Origin of the sequence: Pseudooceanicola aquaeponti, assembly GCF_050897975.1 — a bacterium.
Classification (GTDB): domain Bacteria; phylum Pseudomonadota; class Alphaproteobacteria; order Rhodobacterales; family Rhodobacteraceae; genus Pseudooceanicola.
This window is the reverse complement of the sequence record NZ_JBPAXY010000006.1, coordinates 405447-427381: the sequence shown is the minus strand read 5'-3', so window position 1 is coordinate 427381 and position 21935 is coordinate 405447. Positions and strand designations below refer to the sequence as shown.

Below are 21935 nucleotides of genomic sequence, written 5' to 3'. Positions count from 1 at the left end.
ATGGCCAAACCCGCCATCACCGATCCCGCAGAGCTGCCCCCGGCCCAGCGTCTGGGCCAGTACCTGGTCAACCTGGGCCTGGGCGGTCTGGTGCGGCTTGGGCTGGCACTGCCCTACCGGCTGCGGGTGCCGCTGGTCGGCTGGGTGGTGTCGCGCCTGGTGGCGCCCCTGGCGGGCTACAACCGCCGCATCCGTGACAACTTGGCCCTGGTGCGCCCCGATCTGAGCCCCGAAGAGGTGCGGCAGATGGAGCGCGCGGTCACCGACAATGCCGGGCGCACCCTGATCGAGATCTACTCGGGGCCCGAGTTCAAGGCCCGGCTGGCCGACGCCCCCCTCGACGGGCCCGGGCTGGCGGCGCTGGATGCCGCCCGCGCGGCGGGCCGCCCGGTCATCCTGGTCTCGGGGCATTTCGGCAATTACGACGCCTTCCGCGCCAAGATGGCGGCGCGCTATGGCGATGTGGGCGCGCTCTATCGCCCGCTGAACAACCTCTACTTCAACCGCCACTACGTGCGCGCCATGGGCTCGATCGCCACGCCGCTGTTCCCGCGCGGCCGCCGTGGCCTGGCGGAGATGGTGAAATACCTGCGCGGCGGCCATATCGTGGCGCTGCTGTCGGATCAGTATTTCGGCAAGGGCGCCGATCTGACCTTCTTTGGGCGACCCGCCAAGACCGCCACCTCGGCCACCGAGATGGCGCTGAAATACGACGCCGAGATCTTTCCGATCTACGGCATCCGCCAGCCCGACGGCCTGTCCTTCCACATCCATATCGAGGCGCCGCTGGCCCATTCCACCCCCGAGGCGATGTCGCAGGCCCTGAACGACTCGCTGGAAGAGATGACCCGCGCCCATCCCGAGCAATGGTTCTGGGTGCATCGGCGCTGGAAGCAGAAGAAGCCGAAAGGCGCGCGGCGGCCCAAGGACAGCTGAGACCGCCCGACACACAGCCTGGCACACAGAGAAAAGGCGCGTGGCCCCATAGCCCGCGCCTTCGTGCTATCGCAACGCGAAAGATACCGGGATCAGGGCAGCCGGGCGGCGGCCTCGATCGGTCCCAGCCCGGCGCGCTGGATCAGCACCGCCGCCGGGCGGTCCTGCACCGGCTCGATCAGCATCTCCAGCGGCGCGCGCCCGTCCCATTCGGCAACCGGGCGCCAGAAGGTGACGATATTGACATAGTCGATCCGCGCGCCCGCATTCTCGCCGCGCAGGATCTCGACCTGTTTATGCGGCAGATAATGCACCAGGGTCACCTGCATCGGCCCCGCCGCCAGGTCGGGGGCGGGCAGCGCGCGCAGGTGGTGCAGGCCCGATCCCGCCGGTTCGACCTCCAGCCGGACGGCCTTGGGGCGCAGGCGGGCGCGGGCGATCTCCTCGGCCACCTCGCCCTCATGGGCGCCTTTGACGAAGCCCTGGCCATCGACCACCATCTGCGGCGTGTAGACCATGCGCGAGCCCTGGGCGCGGGCATAGGCCTTCTGCCGCCGGGTGAACATCGGATCGGCCAGGCCATCCTTCCAGCCCAGGTAATCCCAGTAATCCACATGCAGCGACAGCGGCAGGACCTGGGGATTGTCGATCATCTGGGTCAGCATCCGGTCGGCGGGCGGACAAGAGGAACAGCCCTGCGAGGTGTAAAGCTCGACCACCACGGGCGACAGCCCCTGGGCCGCGTCCTGCCCCGGCACGGCCACGCCCTGGCCAACCGACGGACCAGCCGCCTGGGCCCAGGCGGGCCCTGCGGCCAGCACGCCACCGGCGGATACCAGCCCCGCCCGCAATACGTCCCTGCGGCTTGCGACCATTCCGTTCATCTCTTCTGCAAACATCCCGTTGAACGATACCTAGCCAAGGCGGCGCTCACCTGCCAATCAACGTTTTGCGAGAGGGGGCGGAAGGGTCGCGATCTGTGACCCTTTGGTCAACCTTGCGCCCCCGCCCTGCCGCCCCTTCGGCAGGGCCCCGCCCGGCCTGTGCGCCCCAGGTCCCCCGGGGACACGGCTTTTTGTGTGCAAAGGTATACATAAATCGCCGATGCCCCCTTGATCGCCTTTCCCCTTTGGGGCAGAAGCTGAACACAGCACGAACCCCTCATTCTCATCGGAAGGGAGCCATCTCCATGCCCATCGTAGTCGGACAGGACACCGCCAAGACGCGCAAGACGCTGACGGTTGGTGACAAGAGCATTGCCTATTACTCGATCCCCGCGGCCGAAGCTGCCGGGCTCGGCGAGTTTTCGAAACTGCCCGCCGCCCTGAAGGTGGTGCTGGAAAACATGCTGCGCTTCGAAGACGGCAAGACCGTCTCCGTCGACGACATCAAGGCCTTCTCTGACTGGGGCAAGATGGGCGGCAAGAACCCCAAGGAAATCGCCTACCGTCCCGCGCGCGTTCTGATGCAGGACTTCACCGGCGTTCCCGCCGTGGTCGACCTGGCCGCCATGCGTGACGGCATCAAGGCCCTGGGTGGCGACGCCAAGAAAATCAACCCGCTGGTCCCCGTCGACCTGGTCATCGACCACTCGGTCATGATCGACGAATTCGGCAACCCGCGCGCCTTCCAGATGAACGTGGACCGCGAGTACGAGCGCAACATGGAGCGCTACACCTTCCTCAAGTGGGGCCAGACCGCGTTCGAGAACTTCCGCGTCGTTCCCCCGGGCACCGGCATCTGCCACCAGGTGAACCTGGAATACCTCGCCCAGACCGTCTGGACCGACAAGGACCAGAACGGTGACGAAGTGGCCTACCCCGACACCCTGGTCGGCACCGACAGCCACACCACCATGGTCAACGGCGCAGCGGTCCTGGGCTGGGGCGTGGGCGGCATCGAGGCCGAGGCCGCGATGCTGGGTCAGCCGATCTCGATGCTGATCCCCGAGGTCGTCGGCTTCAAGCTGACCGGCGCCATGGTCGAAGGCACCACCGGCACCGACCTGGTGCTGAAGGTCGTCGAGATGCTGCGCAAACACGGCGTGGTCGGCAAGTTCGTGGAATTCTACGGCCCGGGCCTGGACAACCTGCCCCTGGCACAGCGCGCCACCATCGCCAACATGGCCCCCGAATACGGCGCCACCTGTGGCTTCTTCCCGATCGACGGCGAAACCCTGCGCTACCTGGAGCAGACCGGCCGCGACAAGGACCGCATCGCCCTGGTCGAAGCCTACGCCAAGGAAAACGGCTTCTGGCGTGACGCCGACTACAGCCCCGTCTACTCCTCGACGCTGGAGCTGGACATGGGCGACATCGTGCCCGCCATCTCGGGCCCGAAACGTCCGCAGGACTACCTGGCGCTGAACACCGCCGCCCCGGCCTTCGTCAAGACCGTGGCCGAAATGCGCGGCATCGACATTTCCGAGGAAGCCCAGGAAATGGCCGACGAAGGCCCCGCCCCGGTGCTGGCCAAGTCGCCGCTGAAGACCGCCGCGGTCGAAGGCGAGGACTACGAGCTGAAGGACGGCTCGGTGGTGATCGCCTCGATCACGTCCTGCACCAACACCTCGAACCCCTATGTGCTGATCGGCGCGGGCCTGGTGGCCAAGAAGGCCCATGAGCTGGGCCTGAACCGCAAGCCCTGGGTCAAGACCTCGCTGGCCCCCGGCTCTCAGGTGGTGACCGAGTATCTGGATGCCGCCGGTCTGACCGAGCATCTGGACGCCGTCGGCTTCAACCTGGTGGGCTATGGCTGCACGACCTGCATCGGTAACTCCGGTCCGCTGCAACCCGAGATCTCGAAGGCGATCAACGACAACGACCTGGTCGCGACCTCGGTCCTGTCGGGCAACCGCAACTTCGAAGGCCGTATCTCGCCCGACGTGCGCGCCAACTACCTGGCCTCGCCGCCGCTGGTCGTCGCCTACGCCCTGGCCGGTGACATGAACATCGACATGGCCAACGACCCGATCGCCCAGACCCCGGACGGCAAGGACGTCTACCTGAAGGACATCTGGCCGACCGACGCCGAGATCGCCGAGCTGGTCGAGAAAGTCGTGACCCGCGAAGCCTTCCTGTCGAAATACGCCGACGTCTTCAAAGGCGACGAAAAGTGGCAGGCGGTGGAAGTCTCGGGGGGCGAAACCTACGATTGGCCCGCCTCCTCGACCTACATCCAGAACCCGCCCTACTTCCGCGGCATGGGTGCCGAGCCGGGCACGGTGAAGGACATCAAGGGCGCCAAGGTCCTGGCGATCCTGGGCGACATGATCACCACCGACCACATCTCGCCCGCCGGTTCCTTCAAGGACACCACCCCGGCCGGCAAGTACCTGATCGAACGTCAGGTGCCCGTGCGCGAGTTCAACTCCTACGGGTCGCGTCGCGGTAACCACGAAGTCATGATGCGCGGCACCTTCGCCAACATCCGCATCAAGAACGAGATGCTGGACGGCGTCGAGGGCGGCTACACCCTGTCTCCCTCGGGCGAACAGACCTCGATCTACGATGCCTCGATGGAATACCAGGAAGCGGGCACGCCCCTGGTGGTCTTCGGCGGCGAGCAGTACGGTGCGGGCTCGTCCCGTGACTGGGCGGCCAAAGGGACCAACCTGCTGGGCGTCAAGGCCGTGATCGCCGAAAGCTTCGAGCGGATCCACCGTTCGAACCTGGTCGGCATGGGCGTCATTCCCTTCGAATTCACCGGTGGCGACACCCGCAAGACCCTGGGTCTGAAGGGCGACGAAACCGTCGATATCGAAGGTCTGGAAAGCGTCACCCCGCTGCAAGAGGTCACCGCGACCATCACCATGGGCGACGGCACCAAGAAGGACATCACCCTGAAGTGCCGCATCGATACCGCGATCGAGAAAGAGTACATCGAGCACGGCGGCGTTCTGCACTACGTGCTGCGCGATCTGGCCAAGTCCTGATCCGTCTCGACAGTTGATCGGGAAAGGGCGCCTTCGGGCGCCCTTTTCTTTTGCCCCCCTCTTGCCCTGGGGCGCGCCCGCAGCCGGGTCCGTGACATATTCCGTCACCTCTCCCCCGCCCCTTGGCGGGCGTAGCCCCGCCGCTTAGGCTGGTCGCATCGCATCCCCCGGAGGTTCCATGCGCCTGCTGTCCCTTGCCGCCGCCCTGACCCTGGTACTGCTGGGCCTGCCTGCCCCCGAGGGCGCCCGCGCCGACATCGTCACCCCCTGTTTCGAGGCCGATCCCCAGGCCGACAGCTGGGGCGCCATCGACGCCTGCACGCCGCTGGCGCGCGATGGTCGCTGGGCGGGGCGGGAACGGGGCGAGGCCTGGCTGGTGATCGGCAAGGCGCATAGCGCCCTGGGCCTGACCGATCAGGCCCGGGCCGAGCTGCTGCACGCCGCCGAACTGTTCCCCGCGCCGCTGGACGACACCCGCGCCGCCTGGGCGCTCTATGGCGCGGGCTATCCGGCCGAGGCGGAACGGCTCTACGATGCGGCGCTGAAGGCTGACCCGCATATGCGACACGCCTGGCTGGCGCGCTGCGTGGTCCGGCAAGAGCAGGAGAAATGGCGCGCCTCGATCGGCGATTGCCGCCGCGCCTATGACATGCAGCAGCGGGGCGAGGATCTGCTGTATTTCCTGTCGCGCGCCTTCGTCATGGTGGATGACCCGGTGAACGCGGTGAACTTCACCCGCTTTGCCACCCAGGAATACCCCGGCTCGGGCCGGATCTGGGTGGTCCGCGTCTGGGCCGAAGAGCTCGCGGGCCACCGCGAGGCGGCGCGACGCCTCGCCCGTGACCGCCTGCGCGAAGATGCGGGCAACGTGGGGCTACAGAACTACCTGCGGCGCAGCGCGGACGCCCTGCCCGACCTCTTGGCCGAGTAGGCGCCCCCGGGCGCGCCTCAGCGCCGCGCTTTCTCGATGGCCGGGCGAATGGTGCTTTCCAGAACCCTTTCGGTGATCGGCCCGGCAAAGCGGGTCACCACCTGGCCGTCGCCGTCGATCACATAGGTTTCGGGCACACCATAAAGGCCCCAGTTCAAGGCCATGCGCCCCTCGGCATCCGCGCCGACGGCGGTATAGGGATCGCCCAGCTCTGCCAGGAAGGCCAGGGCGGCGGGGGCCTTGTCCTTGTAGTTCACCCCGTAGATCGGGATCCCCTCGAGCCCCAGGGCCAGCAGGTTGGGATGTTCGACCCGGCAGGGGGCGCACCAGCTGGCCCAGAAGTTCACCAGCTTCACCTGGCCGTCGCGCAGGGTGGCGTCATCGAAGGGGGCCAGCCCCTCCATCGGGGTCAGCACCACCGGCGGCGCGGGCTGGCCCGCCAGCGCCGTGGGCAGCTGGTCGGGATCGTCGCGCTGCATTCCGGTGTAGAAGAGCGCCCCCAGCCCGATGAAGACCAGCGGCGGCAGTAGCATCAGCGGTTTGATCTTCATCCCCGATCCCCTTTCACCCGCGCCTCGACCTGGGCCAGATCGGCCCGCACCCGGCGCGCGCGCCAGATCGACCACAGCGCCAGCACCACGATCAGCACCAGCGACACCGCATAGGCCGACAACACCGTGCCCGCGTATTTTCCAAGTTCCGGCATCATCCTCAGCCCCTCCTTTCGCGTGCCACCAGGGCCCGCATTCGCCGCGCCCGGATCTCGGTCTGGGTGCGCAGCAGCACCAGCGCCAGGAAGAACAGCACGAAGCCCGCCATCGAGATGAAAAGCGGCACCGCAAAGACATTGCTCACCCGCTCTTCGGTGTCGCCCGCCAGGGCGCCCGCGCGCATCACGCTGGCCCCCTGGTGCAGCCCCTGGTTCCAGAAGTTCACCGCATAGCGCGACAACACCGCAAAGACCGAGCCGACGATGCACAGGATCGAGGTCAGATCGGCGGCCGTGTCGTCATCCTCGACCGCGGACCACAGCGCGATATAGCCCAGGTAGAACAGGAACAGGATCAGAAAGCTGGTCAGCCGCGGATCCCAGACCCACCAGGTGCCCCACATGGGCTGGCCCCAGATGGCGCCGGTGACCAGGGCGATGATCGTCATCATCGCGCCCACCGGGGCGGCGGCGCGGGCCGCCAGGGCGCTGACATGGTGGCGCCGGATCAGCCAGATCAGCGAGGCCAGCAGCATCATGAACCAGGCGTTGATCGCCATCAGCGCGGCGGGCACATGCAGATAGATGATCTTCACCGTGGAGCCCTGCCGGTAATCCTCGGGGGTAAAGAAAAAGCCCCAGATCAGGCCCACCCCCATGCAGATCACGGTCAGCCCGGTCACCCAGGGCAGCAGCGCCTGGGCGGTCTCGGTGAACTTCTTCGGATTGGCATATTCCCAGATGGATTTCATGGCTCCGGCCTATCCCCTTTCGCCCCCTCGGGACAGTAAATTTCCAGACAGCGGACAGATCACCGCAGGTTCACCCGCAATACCGCCGCGCTGGCGAAGGGCAGCAGGGCCAGGGTGCCGCAGGTGATCCCCGCCAGCAGCAACAGCGGCACTTCCACCGCCAGTCCCGCCGCGCCGCGCCGCGCCACCTCGGCGCCGAAGATCAGCGTCGGCACATAAAGCGGCAGCACGATCAGCGACATCAGCAAGCCGCCCCGTTTCAGCCCCACGGTCAGCGCCGCGCCGAAGGTGCCCAGCACCGACAGGGCCGGCGTGCCCAGAAGCAGCGACAGGAACAGCCACAGATAGCCCGGCCCCGGCAGGCTCAGCATCAGCCCCAGAAGGGGCGCCACCACCACCAGCGGCAGCCCGGTTGTGATCCAGTGCGCCAGCGCCTTGACGGTGACGATCCCCTCCATCGGCAGGGGCGCGGTGGCCAGCAGGTCCAGGCTGCCATCCTCGCGGTCCAGCGCAAAGATCCGATCCAGCGACAGAAGGCAGGCCAGCAGGGCGCCGACCCACAGGATCCCCGGCGCGATCCGCGCCAGCAGCGCCCCCTCGGGGCCGACGCCAAAGGCCACCAGCGCCACCAGGATCAGGAAGAAGGCCAGGCCGAGGCCAAAGCCCCCGCCCGCGCGCACCGCCAGTTTCAGGTCTCTTGCCAGCAGCGCGATCACAGGAAGGCCTCGTCGAACTCATCCAGCCCGCCCAGGGGCAAGGCGGCCTTCAATGGCCCCACATCCAGCACCTCGGCCTCGGGCAGGCCGAGGTCGATATGGGTCGCGATGACCGCCATACCGCCCCGCGCCAGATGCCCCCGCACGGCCTCGGCAAACAGCGTGACCGAGGCCGCATCCAGCGACACCGTGGGCTCATCCAGCAGCCACAGGGGCCGCCCCGTCACCATCAGCCGCGCCAGCCCCAGGCGCCGCTTCTGCCCGGCCGACAGGGTGCCCGCCAGCCGGTCGCCCAGCCCCTCCAGATCGAAGGCCGCCAGCGCCGGGGCAATATCGCGCAGCCCATGGACGGCGGCCCAGAAGGTCAGGTTCTCGACCACCGACATCTGCGCCTTCAGCCCGTCCGCATGGGCGCCATAGGCCACCGCCTCGCGGTCAAAGGACATGGTTCCGCCCTGGGGCGGCTGCAACCCGGCCAGCACCCGCAACAGCGTTGTCTTGCCGGATCCGTTCGGGCCGCGCAGGATCAGCGCCCGCCCCGGCGCCAGGGTGAAACTCACCCCCGCCAACAGCGGCACGCCCCCCCGGGCGACGGCCAGATCGGTCACTTTCATCTCCATGGGAAATCCATAACCCGTTCACGCGACGCACAAAAGAACCGATGCGCCCCGCCCCGTCCTTGACATGGGTCAGGTCACCCTGCCCCGCCGCCTCCGGCGGGAGTATTTATGGCCGTCGAATGGGAACAGCCCACGCCCCCGGCGTGCCCCACTTTCACCAAAGGGCCCCGGCCACCCCCGCTCAAGGGGCGCCCCGCCCCTGCCCGGGGCCCGGCCCCCATTCTTCTCATTGCCAAAAATATCCCGGGGGGAAATTGAGCCCGTGAGGGCTCAAGGGGGGCAGAGCCCCCTTTTTCCTTCCATATGTCGCCCTCCGGCGACGGAGGGGGCAGAGCCCCCGCCCCTCAGACCGACAGCAGCGCCGCGGCGACCCGGCGGCCTTCGGACAGCAGGATGTTGAAGCTGCGACAGGCCGAGGGCGAGGCCATGGGCTCGATCCCCACACCCACCTCGTCCAGCGCCTCGCGCAGGGCGGCGGGCACCGGGGTCATCGTGGCGCCGGTGCCCAGCAGGATCACGTCCACCTGGCCTGCCAGGGCGGTCAGCGGGGCGGCATCCTCCACCCCGCCCCAGACCCGGGTCGTATTGGCCAGCACCAGCACCGGCGCGTCCACCACCTTGCCGCCGACGCGGAAGAGCCCGGGCCCGTAGCCGTCGATCGGCCGGGCATCGTCATAGGAAATTTCGACAAGCTCCATGGGGTCTCTCCGTCAGAGGGGCTCAGGAATGAAAGATCGGCAGGCCCGAGGCGATGGCCAGGGCGATCACCCCATAGGCCAAAAGCCGGTAGGCGCGCTCGCGCTCGGGCGCAAACAGACGCTGGCCAAGGGTGATGCCCAAAGCATAGGGCACCGCCAGCAGAAGCGCCAGCCACAGGGCCCCTGCGGTGACCCGCCCCTGCCAGAACAGCCCGGCGATGATGGCGATGTCCAGAAGCGCCAGGAAGAGGATCGTATTGGCCCGCACCACGGCAGCGCCCGCGGGGCCTGCCAGGTAGAACAGGATCACCGGCGGCCCGGTCAGCCCGGTGGTGCCCCCCAGCACGCCCGCCGCCGCGCCGACCCCGGCCAGGCCCGGCCAGCGCACCCGCCCGCCATAGCGCCAGCCCGAGACCAGCGCGGCAAGGGTCAGCGCCGCCGCCCCGCTGACGCACCAGCGCAGCGTCGACTGCGGCAGCCAGCCCAGCAACCAAAGGCCAAGCGGCGCGGCCAGGATGGCCGCCCCCGCCAGCACCGCCACCTGCCCCCGGTCCGCCTCGCGCGCGGCGCGCGGCACGATCACCGGCCAGGTCAGCACCCCCATCCCCATGACCACCACGATGGCCTCGGGGATGGGCAGGAAGATCCCCGCCACCGGCATGATGATCAGGGCCGAGCCAAAGCCCGAGAAGCCCCGCACCACCCCCGCCAGCAGGCAGGTGCCCAGCAGAACGAAAAGACCGGGGCTGGTGAAAGCCCCGGTCAATCCTTGGATCAGCGTCTCGAAAAGCGTGCTGCTCATGCGTCGATATTGGCGAACTTGGTTCCCGCGCCACCGCCCGAGTTCTTCGACCAGTCGCGTTTCACCCCCAGCCACAGCACCACGTTCTTGGCCACATAGACCGAGGAATAGGTGCCGATGACCACGCCCCAGGTGATGGCAAAGACGAAGCTGCGGATCACGTCGCCGCCCAGCACCAGCAGGGCGATCAGCGCCAGCAGGGTGGTGCCCGAGGTCATGATTGTCCGGCTCAGCGTTTCGTTCACCGACAGGTTCATCACGTCGATCAGGGGCAGCGTCTTGAACTTGCGCAGGTTTTCCCGCAGCCGGTCAAAGATCACCACGGTATCGTTGATCGAATAGCCGATGATCGTCAGCAGCGCCGCGATGGTCGCCAGGTCAAAGCGGATTTGCAGCAGGCTGAAAATCCCGATGGTCAGGATCACGTCGTGGAACAGCGCGAAGACCGCCCCCAGCGAGAACTGCCATTCGAAGCGCAGCCAGATGTAGAACAGGATCGCCGCCAGCGCCGCCGAGACCGCCAGAACGGCGGTCCGGATCAGCTCGCCCGAGACCTTCGGCCCGACGCTTTCGACGCTGGTGAAGCGGATCGAAGGATCCACCTCCTGCAACGCCGCCTCGACCGTTGCCACCGTATCGGCGGCGACGGCCTCCTGGTCGTCCTGGGCCTGGATGCGGATCATCGCCACGTGTTTGCCCTCGCCGAAGGAGGGGTCGAACACCTCGGAGATCACCACGTCGCCCAGCCCCAGCGGGTCCAGCGCGTCGCGATAGGCGCCCACGTCCACGGAACTGGTGCTTTCGGTGCGCAGCGTGGTGCCGCCGCGGAAGTCGATGCCGAAGTTCAGCCCGACCACCAGCCACAGGATCACCGAGGCGACCATGGCCACCGCCGAGAACCCGAAGGTCAGGAAGCGGTACTTGAAGAAGTCGTACTTCGTATCCTGGGGAACAAGTCTCAGCCGCATGATCAGATCTCCAGCGTCTTGGGCCGCGCCCGTTCAAACCACATGACCACGATCAGTCGCGTGATGTAGATGGCCGTGAAGACCGAGGTCAGGATGCCGATCCCCAGGGTCACGGCAAAGCCGCGCACCGGGCCAGAGCCCAGCACGAAGAGGATCACCGCCACAATGAAGGTCGTGATATTGGCGTCGATGATCGCCGACAGCGCCCGGTCATAGCCCAGCTCGATGGCCCGGGCCGGGCCCTTGGCCGTCTTCAGCTCTTCGCGGATGCGTTCGAAGACCAGCACGTTGGCGTCCACCGCCATGCCGATGGTCAGCACGATCCCCGCGATCCCCGGCAGGGTCAGCGTGGCGCCGATCATCGACAGCAGGCCGAAGATCAGCCCCACGTTCAGCACCAGGGCGATATTGGCGAAGACGCCGAACAGCCCATAGCTAGCGAACATGAAGACCAGCACGGCGATGCCCGCCACGATACAGGCGATCTTGCCCGCCTGGATGCTGTCGGCGCCCAGTTCCGGGCCGATGGTCCGCTCTTCCAGGAAATCCAGGCCCGCTGGCAGGGCGCCTGCGCGCAGCAGAACCGCCAGCTGGGTGCTTTCCTCGACGCTGAAGTTGCCGGTGATGATGCCAGAGCCACCGGCGATATGCGCCTGGATGACCGGGGCCGAGATCACCTCGTCATCCAGCACGATGGCGAAGGGGTTGCCGATGTTCTCGGCGGTGTAATCGCCGAACTTGCGCGCGCCCGAGGGATTGAAGCGGAAGGACACCGCAGGCCGCCCGTTCTGGTCGAAGCTGGGCTGCGCATCCACCAGTTCCTCGCCCGAGACGACGGGGGCGGTTTCCAGCACATAGAACAGACCCTCGTCGTCCAGCGACGGCAGCACCTCCTGCCCCGCCGAGGGGCGGGTGTCGCCATTGGTGGTCGAGGTGACCACAGGCTGGAAGGTCAGCTGGGCGGTGGTGCCGATGATCTCTTTCAGCTCGGCCGCCGAGCCGATGCCCGGCACCTGGATCAGGATGCGGTCGCTACCCTGGCGCTGGATGGTGGGTTCACGGGTGCCGACCTCGTCGATCCGGCGGCGGATGATTTCCAGCGATTGGCGCACCGTGCGGTCGTCCGTCGCCAGGCGCTCGGCCTCCGACAGCTGCACGGTGATCGTGTCCCCCTCGCCCGAAACCACGATGTCGCTTGCCCCCGCCCCGGTCAGCGAGGCGACCGGCTGTGCCAGGCTGCGGACCAGCTCGACCGCGCGGTCAAGACCAGCGGCATCGCCGATGCGTACCACCAGGGTGCCGTCCTCGGAGGGCAGAAGGCGGATCGTGCCGACCTCGTCGCGATGATCGCGCAGCAGGTTACGCACCTCGGGCCACAGGCCCTCCATCCGCGTCTGATAGACCTCTTCCACCCGCACTTCGGCCAGCAGATGCGCGCCGCCGCGCAGGTCGAGGCCCAGGTTCACCAGCCCCGAGGGCAGGAAACCGGGCCAACCGCTGACGCCGGTCGTATCGCCCGCCTGGGCCGCCACCTCGTCGTTATAGCGCTCGACCCGGGGGTAGAAGAGATTGGGCAGGGCCAGCAGCAGACCGAGGGCGACAAGCCCCCAGATCAGGACCCGTTTCCACGTTTCGATTTGCAGCATGTCGGCCCTTTCCTGAAGGCATGTGCCGGACGCCCCCGCAGCGGCGGGCGCCGTCTGGCGCCACACCCGGGGGCCGGGGCCTTACTTCGCCTCGGTGGCGGGCTCGGTCTTGGAGACCACGTTGGCGAGGGTGGATTTCACCACGCGCACCTTCACGCCCTCGGCGATCTCGACCTCGACCTCGCCGTCTTCCTTGACCTTCGAGACCTTGCCGATCAGCCCGCCCTGGGTGATCACCTGATCGCCCCGGCGCACGCCCTCGACCATGGCGCGGTGTTCCTTCATCTTCTTCTGCTGCGGACGGATCAGCAGGAAATACATGATCGCGAAGATCAGGATCAGCGGCAGGAACTGCGCGAGTGCGTTGCCTTCCATGGGGCTCCCCTCTTTTGGCCACCCGCGAGACTGCCCCGCGGAATTTGGCCGGAACCTATGTGCGGTGCTGGGGGATTGCAAGGTGAGAAGGGGCGCGGGCGGGGTCGTGGCGCACACATTCGCGGGGGGCGTGCGGCGGTGCGGCGGGGTGCGGTGTGAGGTTGGGCCCCGTAGGGTGACCGTCTTTCGGGCATCGCGCCGCCCTGCCCCCGGGAAACGCCCCGGGATCCCGTCGCCGCTGTTGCGCTCTGGCGTCAGGGCGTTAACCATTCGGGTGGGGATCTTGGGACGCGGGGGACAGGCAAAAGATGGACAGCTATCTGCAAGTGGTGACGCATCCGTTTCTATGGATCGCGGCAGGGTTCACCGTGCTGGTCTTCCTGATCCAGGGGGCGAACTCGACCAAGGACGGCACACAGCGCAAGACCAACCGCACATCCCCGATGGACCACCTGCGCCGCCACTACGTCTCTTTCCTGACCGCCGCCGCCCTGACCCTCTTTGCCGGAGCGCTCTGGTTCTACCTGCTCGAGGTCGGCCTTTCGATTCATGACCTCGTGGACCTGCTGCGCGAACGCGCGGCGCTAGAGCGTGCCGACTATACCGACCCCGAAACCGGCCAGATCACCTTCGCCAGCTACGAAGACCTCCGCAACATCGGCTACACCGCCGCCGTGCTGATCGGCGTTCTGGCAGCAACCGCCACGCTGATCTTCTCTTTGATCCGGGTCTGGACCAACGAACGGACGACGCGAGCGACCGAAGAAGGGCTGATCACCGACCGGATCAATAAGGCGGTCGAGGGGCTGGGGGCAGAGAAGAAGGTAGATCAGATCGGTCGGCCGCTGACGATCTACTTTGGCGAACAGGACGTTTATGACGACCTGCACAAGAGCAAACAGGATTTTGTCCTTCCCCCTCGCTCTACTGCAAAGCGGGAGAAATGGGTCGAGAACACCTCAGACGGTCGCGACGGTGACGGGTTTTGGTCGCGCGAGGTCACCACCTGGACCGACGAGGAAACCCGCATCGAGTGGGAGGACAACAGCCTATCACTAGCCTCCGACGAGCATCTGGCGAGCAAGGGCGACTGGCAGGTCTTTTCCCGCAGCGAACCGAATCTCGAGGTACGCATCGGCGCCATCCTCTCGCTGGAGCGGATCGCGCAGGACAGTGCGCGAGACCATATCCAGATCATGGAAATCCTCTGCGCCTATATCCGGGAGAATATCGGCAACCGGCCCATCCCACCCCTGCCAGAGGATCAGACACCTGACGGCTGGCGCGCATGGGGAAAAGCGGAGCGCACAGCACCCCGGCTTGACATCGACATGGCGCTGAAGGTGATCAAACGGCGCGGGGCGGGGCGCAAGGCGGCGGAGGCCGCACAGGAGCCGGCGTTCCAGCTGGGGCTGGAACGGCTCGCGGGAACAGGGCTGGACCTGCGAGGGCGGGCGTTGGAAAAGGCGGTTCTCCGGGGCGCGGAGTTGCAGGGGGCGGACCTTGGGTTCGCGCAGTTGCAGGGGGCGGACCTCAGGCGCGCGAAGTTGCAGGGGGCGCACCTCGGGGACGCGGAGTTGAAGGGGGCGGACCTAAGGGACGCGGAGTTGCAGGGGGCGCACCTCGGGGGCGCGAAGTTGCAGGGGGCGCACCTCGGGGGCGCGGAGTTGCAGGGGGCTGACCTCGGGGGCGCGAAGTTGCAGGGGGCGCACCTCGGGGACGCGAAGTTGCAGGGGGCGCACCTCTGGGACGCGAAGTTGCAGGGGGCGCACCTCGGGGGCGCGGAGTTGCAGGGGGCGCACCTCTGGAACGCGGAGTTGCAGGGGGCGAACCTCGGGGGCGCGAAGTTGCAGGGGGCGCACCTCAGGAACGCGGAGTTGCAGGGGGCGAACCTCGGGGACGCGGGGTTGCAGGGGGTGGACCTCATGGGCGCGGGGCTGCAGGACGCGGATCTCAGGGGCGCGAAGTTGCAGGGGGCGAACCTCTTCGGCGCGGGGTTGCAGGGGGCGAACCTCTGGGACGCGGAGTTGCAGGGGGCGAACCTCGGGGCCGCGAAGTTGCAGGGGGCGGACCTCGGGGGCGCGAAGTTGCAGGGGGCGAACCTCGGGGACGCGAAGTTGCAGGGGGCGAACCTCATGGGCGCGGAGTTCGACGCCGCGACAAAGCTCAGCAGCGCTACTCTCCGAGGTGCGCTGCTGCGCTTTGTCGATTTTACCAACGTCCCACAGATCGACGCGCATCTCGACCCCGATCAGGTCTTCTTCGACGGCTCCATCACCCTCCCCGGCGTGATCACCAGCGACATGCCGAAGTGGCCCTACGAGGACCGTCGGGACGTTCTTGAGTTTGGCGACCTCAACCGAGCCTGGCGTGCCTGGCAGCGCGCGCATCACCCGGACACCCTGCCCGACCACCTCCGCTAGCCCCCGCGCCACACTCCGCGCCTGCCGCGCCCGCCCCCGCACTCCCCTGTACCCTTTCGCGGGCTTTTGCGGCATAAGGCCCCCGACTCAACGCGGCCCCGCGCCGCCCCATTCCAGGAGTGCACGACATGCATGACATCCGCACCATCCGCGACAATCCGGCCGCCTTCGACGCCGCCCTGTCCCGCCGTGGCGCCTCGCCCGTGTCGTCCTCCTTGCTGGCCCTCGATGAAGAGCGCCGCGCCAAGATCCAGGCCGCCGAGGCCGCCCAGGCCGAGCAGAACGCCGCCTCCAAGCAGGTGGGCGCCGCCAAGGCCAAGGGCGACGAGGCCGAGTTCGAGCGGCTGCGCGCCCTGGTGGCCGAGAAGAAACAGGCGGTTGCCGCCATGCAGGCCGAGGCCAAAGAACTGGACGCGCAGCTGACCGAGGCCCTGATGGGCATTCCCAACCTGCCCTTCGACGACACGCCGGACGGCAAGGATGAGGACGACAACGTCGAGATCCACCGCTGGGGTTCGATCCCCAATTTCGCCTTTGATCCAAAAGAGCATTACGAGCTGGCGGGCGTCGTCCCGGGCATGGATTTCGAGACGGCGGCGAAGCTTTCGGGCTCTCGCTTCGTGGTGCTGTCGGGCGCCGTGGCGCGGATCCATCGGGCGCTGGCGCAGTTCATGGTCAACACCCATGTGGACGAGAACGGCCTGACCGAGACCTGGACCCCGGTTCTGGTGCGCGAAGAGATGATGCTGGGCACCGGCCAGCTGCCGAAGTTCGGCGAAGACAGCTATCAGACCACCAATGGCTGGTGGCTGGTGCCGACCGCCGAGGTGCCGCTGACCAATATCGTCAACGGTGCGGTGGTCGAAGAAAGCTACCTGCCGCGCCGCTACGTGGCCCACACCCAGTGCTTCCGCTCCGAGGCCGGTTCCGCCGGCCGCGACACCGCCGGGATGCTGCGCCAGCACCAGTTCGAGAAGGTCGAGATGGTTTCGATCACCCATCCCGACAGCTCGCGCGACGAGCTGGACCGGATGACCAAATGCGCCGAAGGGATCCTGGAAAAGCTGGGCCTGGCCTATCGCACCGTGGCCCTTTGCACCGGCGATATGGGCTTTGGCGCGCGGCGCACCCATGACATCGAGGTCTGGCTGCCCGGGCAGAACACCTATCGCGAGATCAGCTCGGTTTCCGTCTGCGGTGATTTCCAGGCACGGCGGATGAACGCGCGGTTCAAGCCCGCCGATGGCGGCAAGCCGCAGTTCGTGCACACGCTGAACGGCTCTGGCCTGGCCGTGGGCCGCTGCCTGATCGCCGTGCTGGAAAACGGCCAGCAGGAAGACGGCTCGGTCAAGCTGCCCGAGGTGCTGGCGCCCTACCTGGGCGGCAAGCTGACCCTGACCGCCGAAGGTGTGCTGGCCTGAGCGCGGGCCTAGGTGCCAGCGGCCAAAGGCCTGCGACAAAATGACAAAAGGCGAGGCCCCGGTGAACCACACCGGGGCCTCATGCGTTTGTCTTATGACAAACGGAGGTTCCCCATGTTCCGCATGAAAGCCATTCTCGTGCTTTGCGCCACGATCGCCTTTGCCCTGTCGCCGGTCCTCTCGCCCGGCTTCTCGGGCTTTACCGCCGATCAGTTCCCGGTGCCCCAGGTCGATCCGCCGATCCAGCCCATGGGGCTGACCTTCGCGGTGATCTGGACGGTGATCTATGGCTGGCTGATCGTCATGGCGGTCTACGGGCTGATCAAGCGCGCCGACGACGCGGGCTGGGACGCCGGGCGCTGGCCGCTTTTCGCCTCGCTGGTGGTCGGGGCGGCCTGGATCCCGGTGGCCAATCTGACGCCGATCTGGGCGACGGTGCTGATCTGGATCATGTGGGCCACCGCCCTTTGGGCGCTGTGGCGGGTGCCCGGGCGCGACCGGCTGTGGCTGCAAGCGCCCCTTGGCCTTTACGCGGGCTGGCTGACGGCGGCCTGCTGCGTGGGGACCGGGGTGCTGGCCACGGGCTATGGCGCGGCGCCGGTGCTCTGGGTGCATGGGGCCTTCCTGCTGCTGGCCAGCTGGATTGCCGTGGCCGTGGCGCGGCTGTCGCCGGGGGCGCGGCCCTTCTACCTGGGCGCCATGCTCTGGGCCGTGCTGGGGATCGTGATCGACAACGCCGACGCGGGCCGCTGGATCTTCGCAGGCCTTGCCGCTGTGATCATGGTGGTTCTGCTGCCGATCTTCGCGGGCCACCTGCGGCGCTTCCGCGCCGCCTAGGCCCGCCCCTCTGACCCAGCAAAAAGGGCGCGCCGGGGGGCGCCCTTTCCTATCTTGTCACTTCACCGGCTTGCGGCCCAGGGGGCGCCCGCCCGAGGGGCGGCTGCCGCGCTTGGGCTTTTCATTGGCCGGAGCCTTGCCCAGGTGCTTACGCAGGCGCGAGGGGGTCGACTTGGTCTTGCCCTTGTAGGGGTTCTTGTCCCCCTGCCCGCGCATGGTCAGGCGAATGGGGGTGCCCGGCATGTCGAAATCGGCGCGCAGCCCGTTGACCAGATAGCGCGAATAGCTTTCCGGGATCTTGTCGGGATGGCTGCACATCACCACGAAGGCCGGGGGCCGGGTCTTGGCCTGGGTCATGTAGCGCAGCTTGATCCGGCGGCCACCCGGCGCGGGCGGCGGGTGCTGTTCCAGCATGCCGGTCAGCCAGCGGTTCAGCCTGCCCGTGGACACGCGGCGGTTCCAGGTCGTATGGGCCCGCAGGATCGCATCATGCAGCCGGTCCAGCCCGCGCCCCGTCTTGGCAGAGACGGTGATCAGCGGCGCGCCGCGCAGCTGCGGCAGAAGCCGTTCAAAGGCCTCTTTCAGGGCCTTCAGCTTCTCCTGCTTTTCGTCCTCGACATCCCATTTGTTGACCGCGATCACCACCGCGCGCCCCTCGCGTTCGGCCAGATCCGCAATGCGCAGATCCTGCTGCTCGAACGGGATCGCGGCGTCGAGCAGGACCACCACGACCTCGGCAAACTTCACCGCCCGCAGGCCATCGGCCACGGACAGTTTCTCGACCTTGTCCTGCACCTTGGCCTTCTTGCGCATGCCCGCGGTGTCGAAGATCCGCGTGGGCGTGCCCGCCCAGTCGATCCGCAACGAGATGGAATCGCGGGTGATCCCCGCCTCGGGCCCGGTCAGCAGGCGATCCTCGCCCAGGATCTTGTTGATCAGGGTGGACTTGCCCGCATTGGGGCGCCCCACCACGGCGATCTGCAAGGGGCGCTCTTCGCTGGGCACCCAGGCGGCCTCGGCCTCGGCCTCGCCGCCGTCTTCCTCGGCCACGGCCACGTCCATTGCGGGGGCGGCGGCCACCGCCACGGCGGTGCGCTCCGAGAAGGTCTCGGACAGGGGCAGCAGCGCACCGAAGAGATCGGCCATCCCCTCGCCATGTTCGGCCGACAGCCGCACCGGCTCGCCCAGGCCCAGGTTCCAGGCCTCCAGCACGCCCGCATCGGCGGCAGCCCCCTCGCCCTTGTTGGCGGCCAGGATCACGTGATCGGCCTTCTTGCGCAGGATCTCGGCGAAGACCTCATCGGTGGGCGTGACGCCGGTACGCGCGTCGATCATGAAAAGACAGACATCGGCCATTTCCACGGCCCGTTCCGTCAGGCGCCGCATCCGCCCCTGAAGGCTGTCGTCGGTGGCGTCTTCCAGACCGGCGGTGTCGATGACGGTAAAGTCGATATCCCCCAGGCGCGCCGCGCCTTCGCGCAGATCGCGCGTGACGCCGGGCTGGTCATCCACCAGGGCCAGCTTCTTGCCGACCAGGCGGTTGAACAGCGTCGACTTGCCGACATTGGGACGGCCCACGATGGCCAGGGTGAAGGACATGAACGCCTCTCAGGGTTGCGAAAGCGCCGCATAGCGCGGAATGGGGGCCGCCGTAAAGGCTGATCGCAACGCGCCGGGCGCCAAGAGGGGGCGCTGCCCCCGTCTCCGTGCCGGAGACTCCCCAGGAGTATTTTCAGCCGTCGAATGGAAGGGACGCCCTGCCCTTGTCATTCGACGGCCCTAAATACTCCCGCCGGAGGCAACCGGCCAGGGGCCGGTCCGGCTTAGCGATAGGCCAGCAGCTGGCCCTTCTTGTTCAGCACGTAGAGGACGCCCCCCGCCACCACCGGGGCCGAGGCGGCGCCCGCGGGCAGCTCGGCCGTGCCGGTCAGGGCGCCAGACACCGGGTCGAAGAAGCGCAGGTAACCGTCGGAGGAGGCCACCACCAGGCGACCGCCAGCCAGGACCGGGCCGAAATGGGCGTAGACCGCGCTTTGGCGACGCGGGCGGGCCTTCTGGAAATAGGGCAGATCGACGCCCCAGACCCGGGCGCCGGTTTCGGCATCCAGGCGCACCAGCTGGTTGCGGTCGCTGACCAGGAAGACGGCGCCGCCGGTCACCCAGGCGGGGCCCATCGGGCCTTCGTCGGCGGTCCACTGGCGGGTGCCCGAGGCCAGGTCCAGCGCCACGAAACGGCCCGACTGGTTGCCGGTATAGACGGTGTCACCTACCACAACCGGGTCGCCGGTGATGTCGTTGACATTGGCGCGGGCGAAGCCCGGGCGGCGGCCGGTGATCACGGTGGACCAGACGGACATGCCGCCTTGGCGGAAGGCCGCCTGCACCTCGCCCGAGCCGAAGCCGAAGAGCGCGAATTGATCGGTCAGCGCCGGGCTGGGCGCGCCGGAGAAGTTGTTGACGTCGGGGGTGGCCGACAGTTGCCATTTCACCCGGCCGGTTTCCACATCCAGCGCCCAGGCCTGGGATTCGCCAGAGGTCACATAGACCAGCCCATCGTAGACGGTGGGCGCGCCGGTGGCGGGCGCCAGCAGTTTCTGCTGCCACAGCACCGCGCCGGTTTCGGGATCCAGCGCCGAGAGTTCGCCAAAGCCGGTGGTGACGAAGACCCGCCCTGCGCCATAGGCGATGCCGCCGCCCGAGGCCTGGCCCACGCGGTCTTGCGGCGGCACCAGATCGGTCATCCACAGCGCCGCGCCCGAGGGGGCGGTGGCGGCCACATGGCCGGTGGCATCCAGGGTGAAGATACGGCCCTCTGCGACCACGGGATCGGAGGTGATGAAGACCTTGCGCCCGTCGCCTTCACCGATCTTGGCTTGCCAGATCAGCTGCGGCGCGGCGCCGAGGGCGGCATGGGCCACCCGGGTCGAGGGGGTGCCGCTGCCCTGGGTCCAGTTGGCATTGCTGACCTGGGCGGGCAGCGCAATCGGCGCCTCCTGGTTCACCGGCGCTTCGGGGATGTCCCCGGGCACCTGCTCGCTCAGGACCGAGCGCAGCTCTTCGCGCTCGCCGATCAGCGTCACCTCGCGCTCGGCACAGGCCGACAGCGCCAGCACCGTGGCCAGTCCCAGCGGCAACCACCGGGCCGCGCCTGCGCGCTGCTTCCCTGCTGCCATGATCCGATTTCCGACCGAGCTGCCCTGCTTCGTCATGCCGCGCATCACCTTCCGCCTGTCCCGGCCCCGACGCCTGCTGCGCCCTGGCCTTTTCTTGCCGGGTCAGGGACTTGACGCCCCACCCCTGTCTCTCGACTTGTCTCTCGTCACCGGGCCCCAGGGCCCAAGCGGGGTCAGCCCGCCTCGGCGGGGTCGCCGCCCAGGGCCACCATCAACTGACTTGCCCGCTGACGCAAGCCTTCCGTCACCTCGGCGTCGCCCAGGATCGTGCGCAACACGCCAATCGCCTGCGCGCTGTCGCCTTCCGCCACATGGGTCAGCGCGATCTGCTCTTCCGCCAGCAGCCGCAGGGGGTTGCCCGGAACTGCCAGCTCCAGCAGGGCGGCGCGCCGGTCGGCAGGGGCCATGCGGCCGGTTTCCAGCAGCAGCCGCTTGAAGCGGGCGATATCGGCATAGATGCCGGTGGCCGGGGTATCGGCCAGCGCATCGGCGGCGCGGGCCGGATCCTCGGCCCCTGCGGCCGCTTCCGAGGCGGTCAGGAAGGCCAGCAGCGCCTGCTGCTCGGGGGTGGCGGCGGCGACCGCCTCCAGCCCGGCGATCCGCGCCTCGCTGTCGCCCTCGTCCAGCGCGGCCAGGATGGCATCGCCGAAGGCCTCGGCCTCGGCCCGGGCCTGCGCCTTCTGCCATTCGTTCCAGGCGGCCCCGCCGACGATCAGCACCACGGCGACCACGGCAATCCAGCCGTAGCGGCGCAAGAGCGCGAACAGGCGGTCGCGGCGGACCTCGTCATTGACTTCTTCGATGAAACTGTCGGCGTCGCTCACGTTCGGCCTCCCTTGGCGTTTGGCCCCTCCTTACCCGGTCCCCCGGGGCGTGCCAAGGGCGTCCATTGGCCCGGCGGCGCGGCAAGCGGATGGCGGGCCCCGATGCGGCCCCCCTCGCCCCGGGCTGATCCGGCGAACCCGGCCCCGGGCGCCCTGCCCCGGACCGCGCC

20 protein-coding genes are annotated in these 21935 nt (G+C 68.0%); 6 read left to right on the top strand and 14 right to left on the bottom strand.

The window, feature by feature from the left end:
* Window positions 1-936, top strand: coding sequence for a lysophospholipid acyltransferase family protein (locus ACRARE_RS16980; protein WP_432657645.1), 936 nt, complete (start codon window positions 1-3; stop codon window positions 934-936).
* Between the two features lie 92 nt (window positions 937-1028).
* Here ACRARE_RS16980 and ACRARE_RS16975 read toward each other — a convergent pair whose 3' ends face one another.
* On the bottom strand, window positions 1029-1811 hold the full coding sequence (locus ACRARE_RS16975; RefSeq protein WP_432657644.1) for a DUF1223 domain-containing protein: 783 nt from the start codon (window positions 1809-1811) through the stop codon (window positions 1029-1031).
* 314 nt (window positions 1812-2125) lie between these two features.
* Between ACRARE_RS16975 and acnA the strand changes: the two genes are divergently transcribed.
* Both acnA and ACRARE_RS16965 read left to right on the top strand, forming a co-directional pair.
* Entirely contained in the window at window positions 2126-4870 is a 2745-nt protein-coding gene (gene acnA / locus ACRARE_RS16970) for an aconitate hydratase AcnA (RefSeq protein ID WP_432657643.1), read from the top strand.
* A 178-nt stretch (window positions 4871-5048) separates the two neighbouring features.
* Entirely contained in the window at window positions 5049-5801 is a 753-nt protein-coding gene (locus ACRARE_RS16965) for a hypothetical protein (protein ID WP_432657642.1), read from the top strand.
* 17 nt (window positions 5802-5818) lie between these two features.
* Here the strand turns inward: ACRARE_RS16965 and ACRARE_RS16960 are convergent, their stop codons facing one another.
* The 10 genes from ACRARE_RS16960 to yajC form a co-directional block, all read right to left on the bottom strand.
* Complete coding sequence (locus ACRARE_RS16960; RefSeq protein ID WP_432657641.1) at window positions 5819-6352, bottom strand: DsbE family thiol:disulfide interchange protein; 534 nt, start codon at window positions 6350-6352, stop codon at window positions 5819-5821.
* Window positions 6349-6510 (bottom strand): heme exporter protein CcmD, encoded by a 162-nt coding sequence (gene ccmD, locus ACRARE_RS16955; protein ID WP_432657640.1) that lies wholly within the window; start codon window positions 6508-6510, stop codon window positions 6349-6351. The genes ACRARE_RS16960 and ccmD overlap by 4 nt, the downstream gene beginning before the upstream one ends.
* Window positions 6511-6512: 2 nt before the next feature.
* The gene (locus ACRARE_RS16950; protein WP_432657639.1) at window positions 6513-7262 is read right to left on the bottom strand and encodes a heme ABC transporter permease; all 750 of its coding nucleotides are present in this window, start codon (window positions 7260-7262) and stop codon (window positions 6513-6515) included.
* Window positions 7263-7321: 59 nt separating this feature from the next.
* A complete protein-coding gene (ccmB, locus tag ACRARE_RS16945; protein ID WP_432657638.1) occupies window positions 7322-7978 on the bottom strand; it encodes a heme exporter protein CcmB in 657 nt (218 codons plus the stop codon).
* On the bottom strand, window positions 7975-8598 hold the full coding sequence (gene ccmA, locus ACRARE_RS16940) for a heme ABC exporter ATP-binding protein CcmA (protein WP_432657637.1): 624 nt from the start codon (window positions 8596-8598) through the stop codon (window positions 7975-7977). The genes ccmB and ccmA overlap by 4 nt, the downstream gene beginning before the upstream one ends.
* 344 nt (window positions 8599-8942) lie before the next feature.
* Window positions 8943-9296: an Mth938-like domain-containing protein gene (locus ACRARE_RS16935; RefSeq protein ID WP_432657636.1), complete on the bottom strand. Its 354-nt coding sequence runs from the start codon at window positions 9294-9296 to the stop codon at window positions 8943-8945.
* 22 nt (window positions 9297-9318) lie between these two features.
* Window positions 9319-10098 (bottom strand): TSUP family transporter, encoded by a 780-nt coding sequence (locus ACRARE_RS16930; protein WP_432657635.1) that lies wholly within the window; start codon window positions 10096-10098, stop codon window positions 9319-9321.
* Window positions 10095-11066 carry a protein translocase subunit SecF gene (gene secF / locus ACRARE_RS16925; RefSeq protein ID WP_432657634.1) on the bottom strand — a complete coding sequence of 324 codons (972 nt, stop codon included), beginning with the start codon at window positions 11064-11066 and terminating at the stop codon, window positions 10095-10097. Before secF ends, ACRARE_RS16930 begins: the two co-directional genes overlap by 4 nt.
* Window positions 11067-11068: 2 nt before the next feature.
* Window positions 11069-12712, bottom strand: a complete 1644-nt coding sequence (gene secD / locus ACRARE_RS16920) for a protein translocase subunit SecD (protein WP_432657633.1) — start codon at window positions 12710-12712, stop codon at window positions 11069-11071.
* An 81-nt stretch (window positions 12713-12793) separates the two neighbouring features.
* Window positions 12794-13087, bottom strand: coding sequence for a preprotein translocase subunit YajC (yajC, locus tag ACRARE_RS16915; protein ID WP_432657632.1), 294 nt, complete (start codon window positions 13085-13087; stop codon window positions 12794-12796).
* A gap of 308 nt (window positions 13088-13395) precedes the next feature.
* Between yajC and ACRARE_RS16910 the strand changes: the two genes are divergently transcribed.
* The 3 genes from ACRARE_RS16910 (at window position 13396) to ACRARE_RS16900 (ending at window position 17768) form a co-directional block, all read left to right on the top strand.
* Window positions 13396-15510 (top strand): pentapeptide repeat-containing protein, encoded by a 2115-nt coding sequence (locus ACRARE_RS16910; protein ID WP_432657631.1) that lies wholly within the window; start codon window positions 13396-13398, stop codon window positions 15508-15510.
* A 128-nt stretch (window positions 15511-15638) separates the two neighbouring features.
* Entirely contained in the window at window positions 15639-16931 is a 1293-nt protein-coding gene (serS, locus tag ACRARE_RS16905; protein WP_432657630.1) for a serine--tRNA ligase, read from the top strand.
* A 114-nt stretch (window positions 16932-17045) separates the two neighbouring features.
* Complete coding sequence (locus ACRARE_RS16900) at window positions 17046-17768, top strand: TspO-related membrane protein (protein WP_432657629.1); 723 nt, start codon at window positions 17046-17048, stop codon at window positions 17766-17768.
* Between the two features lie 57 nt (window positions 17769-17825).
* On the opposite strand, the gene der is transcribed toward ACRARE_RS16900, so the two are convergent.
* From der to ACRARE_RS16885, 3 genes are all read right to left on the bottom strand, one after another.
* The gene (gene der, locus ACRARE_RS16895; protein WP_432657628.1) at window positions 17826-19367 is read right to left on the bottom strand and encodes a ribosome biogenesis GTPase Der; all 1542 of its coding nucleotides are present in this window, start codon (window positions 19365-19367) and stop codon (window positions 17826-17828) included.
* A 224-nt stretch (window positions 19368-19591) separates the two neighbouring features.
* On the bottom strand, window positions 19592-20941 hold the full coding sequence (locus ACRARE_RS16890; RefSeq protein WP_432657627.1) for an outer membrane protein assembly factor BamB family protein: 1350 nt from the start codon (window positions 20939-20941) through the stop codon (window positions 19592-19594).
* A 173-nt stretch (window positions 20942-21114) separates the two neighbouring features.
* Window positions 21115-21765, bottom strand: coding sequence for a tetratricopeptide repeat protein (locus ACRARE_RS16885; RefSeq protein ID WP_432657626.1), 651 nt, complete (start codon window positions 21763-21765; stop codon window positions 21115-21117).
* Window positions 21766-21935: the final 170 nt, after the last annotated feature.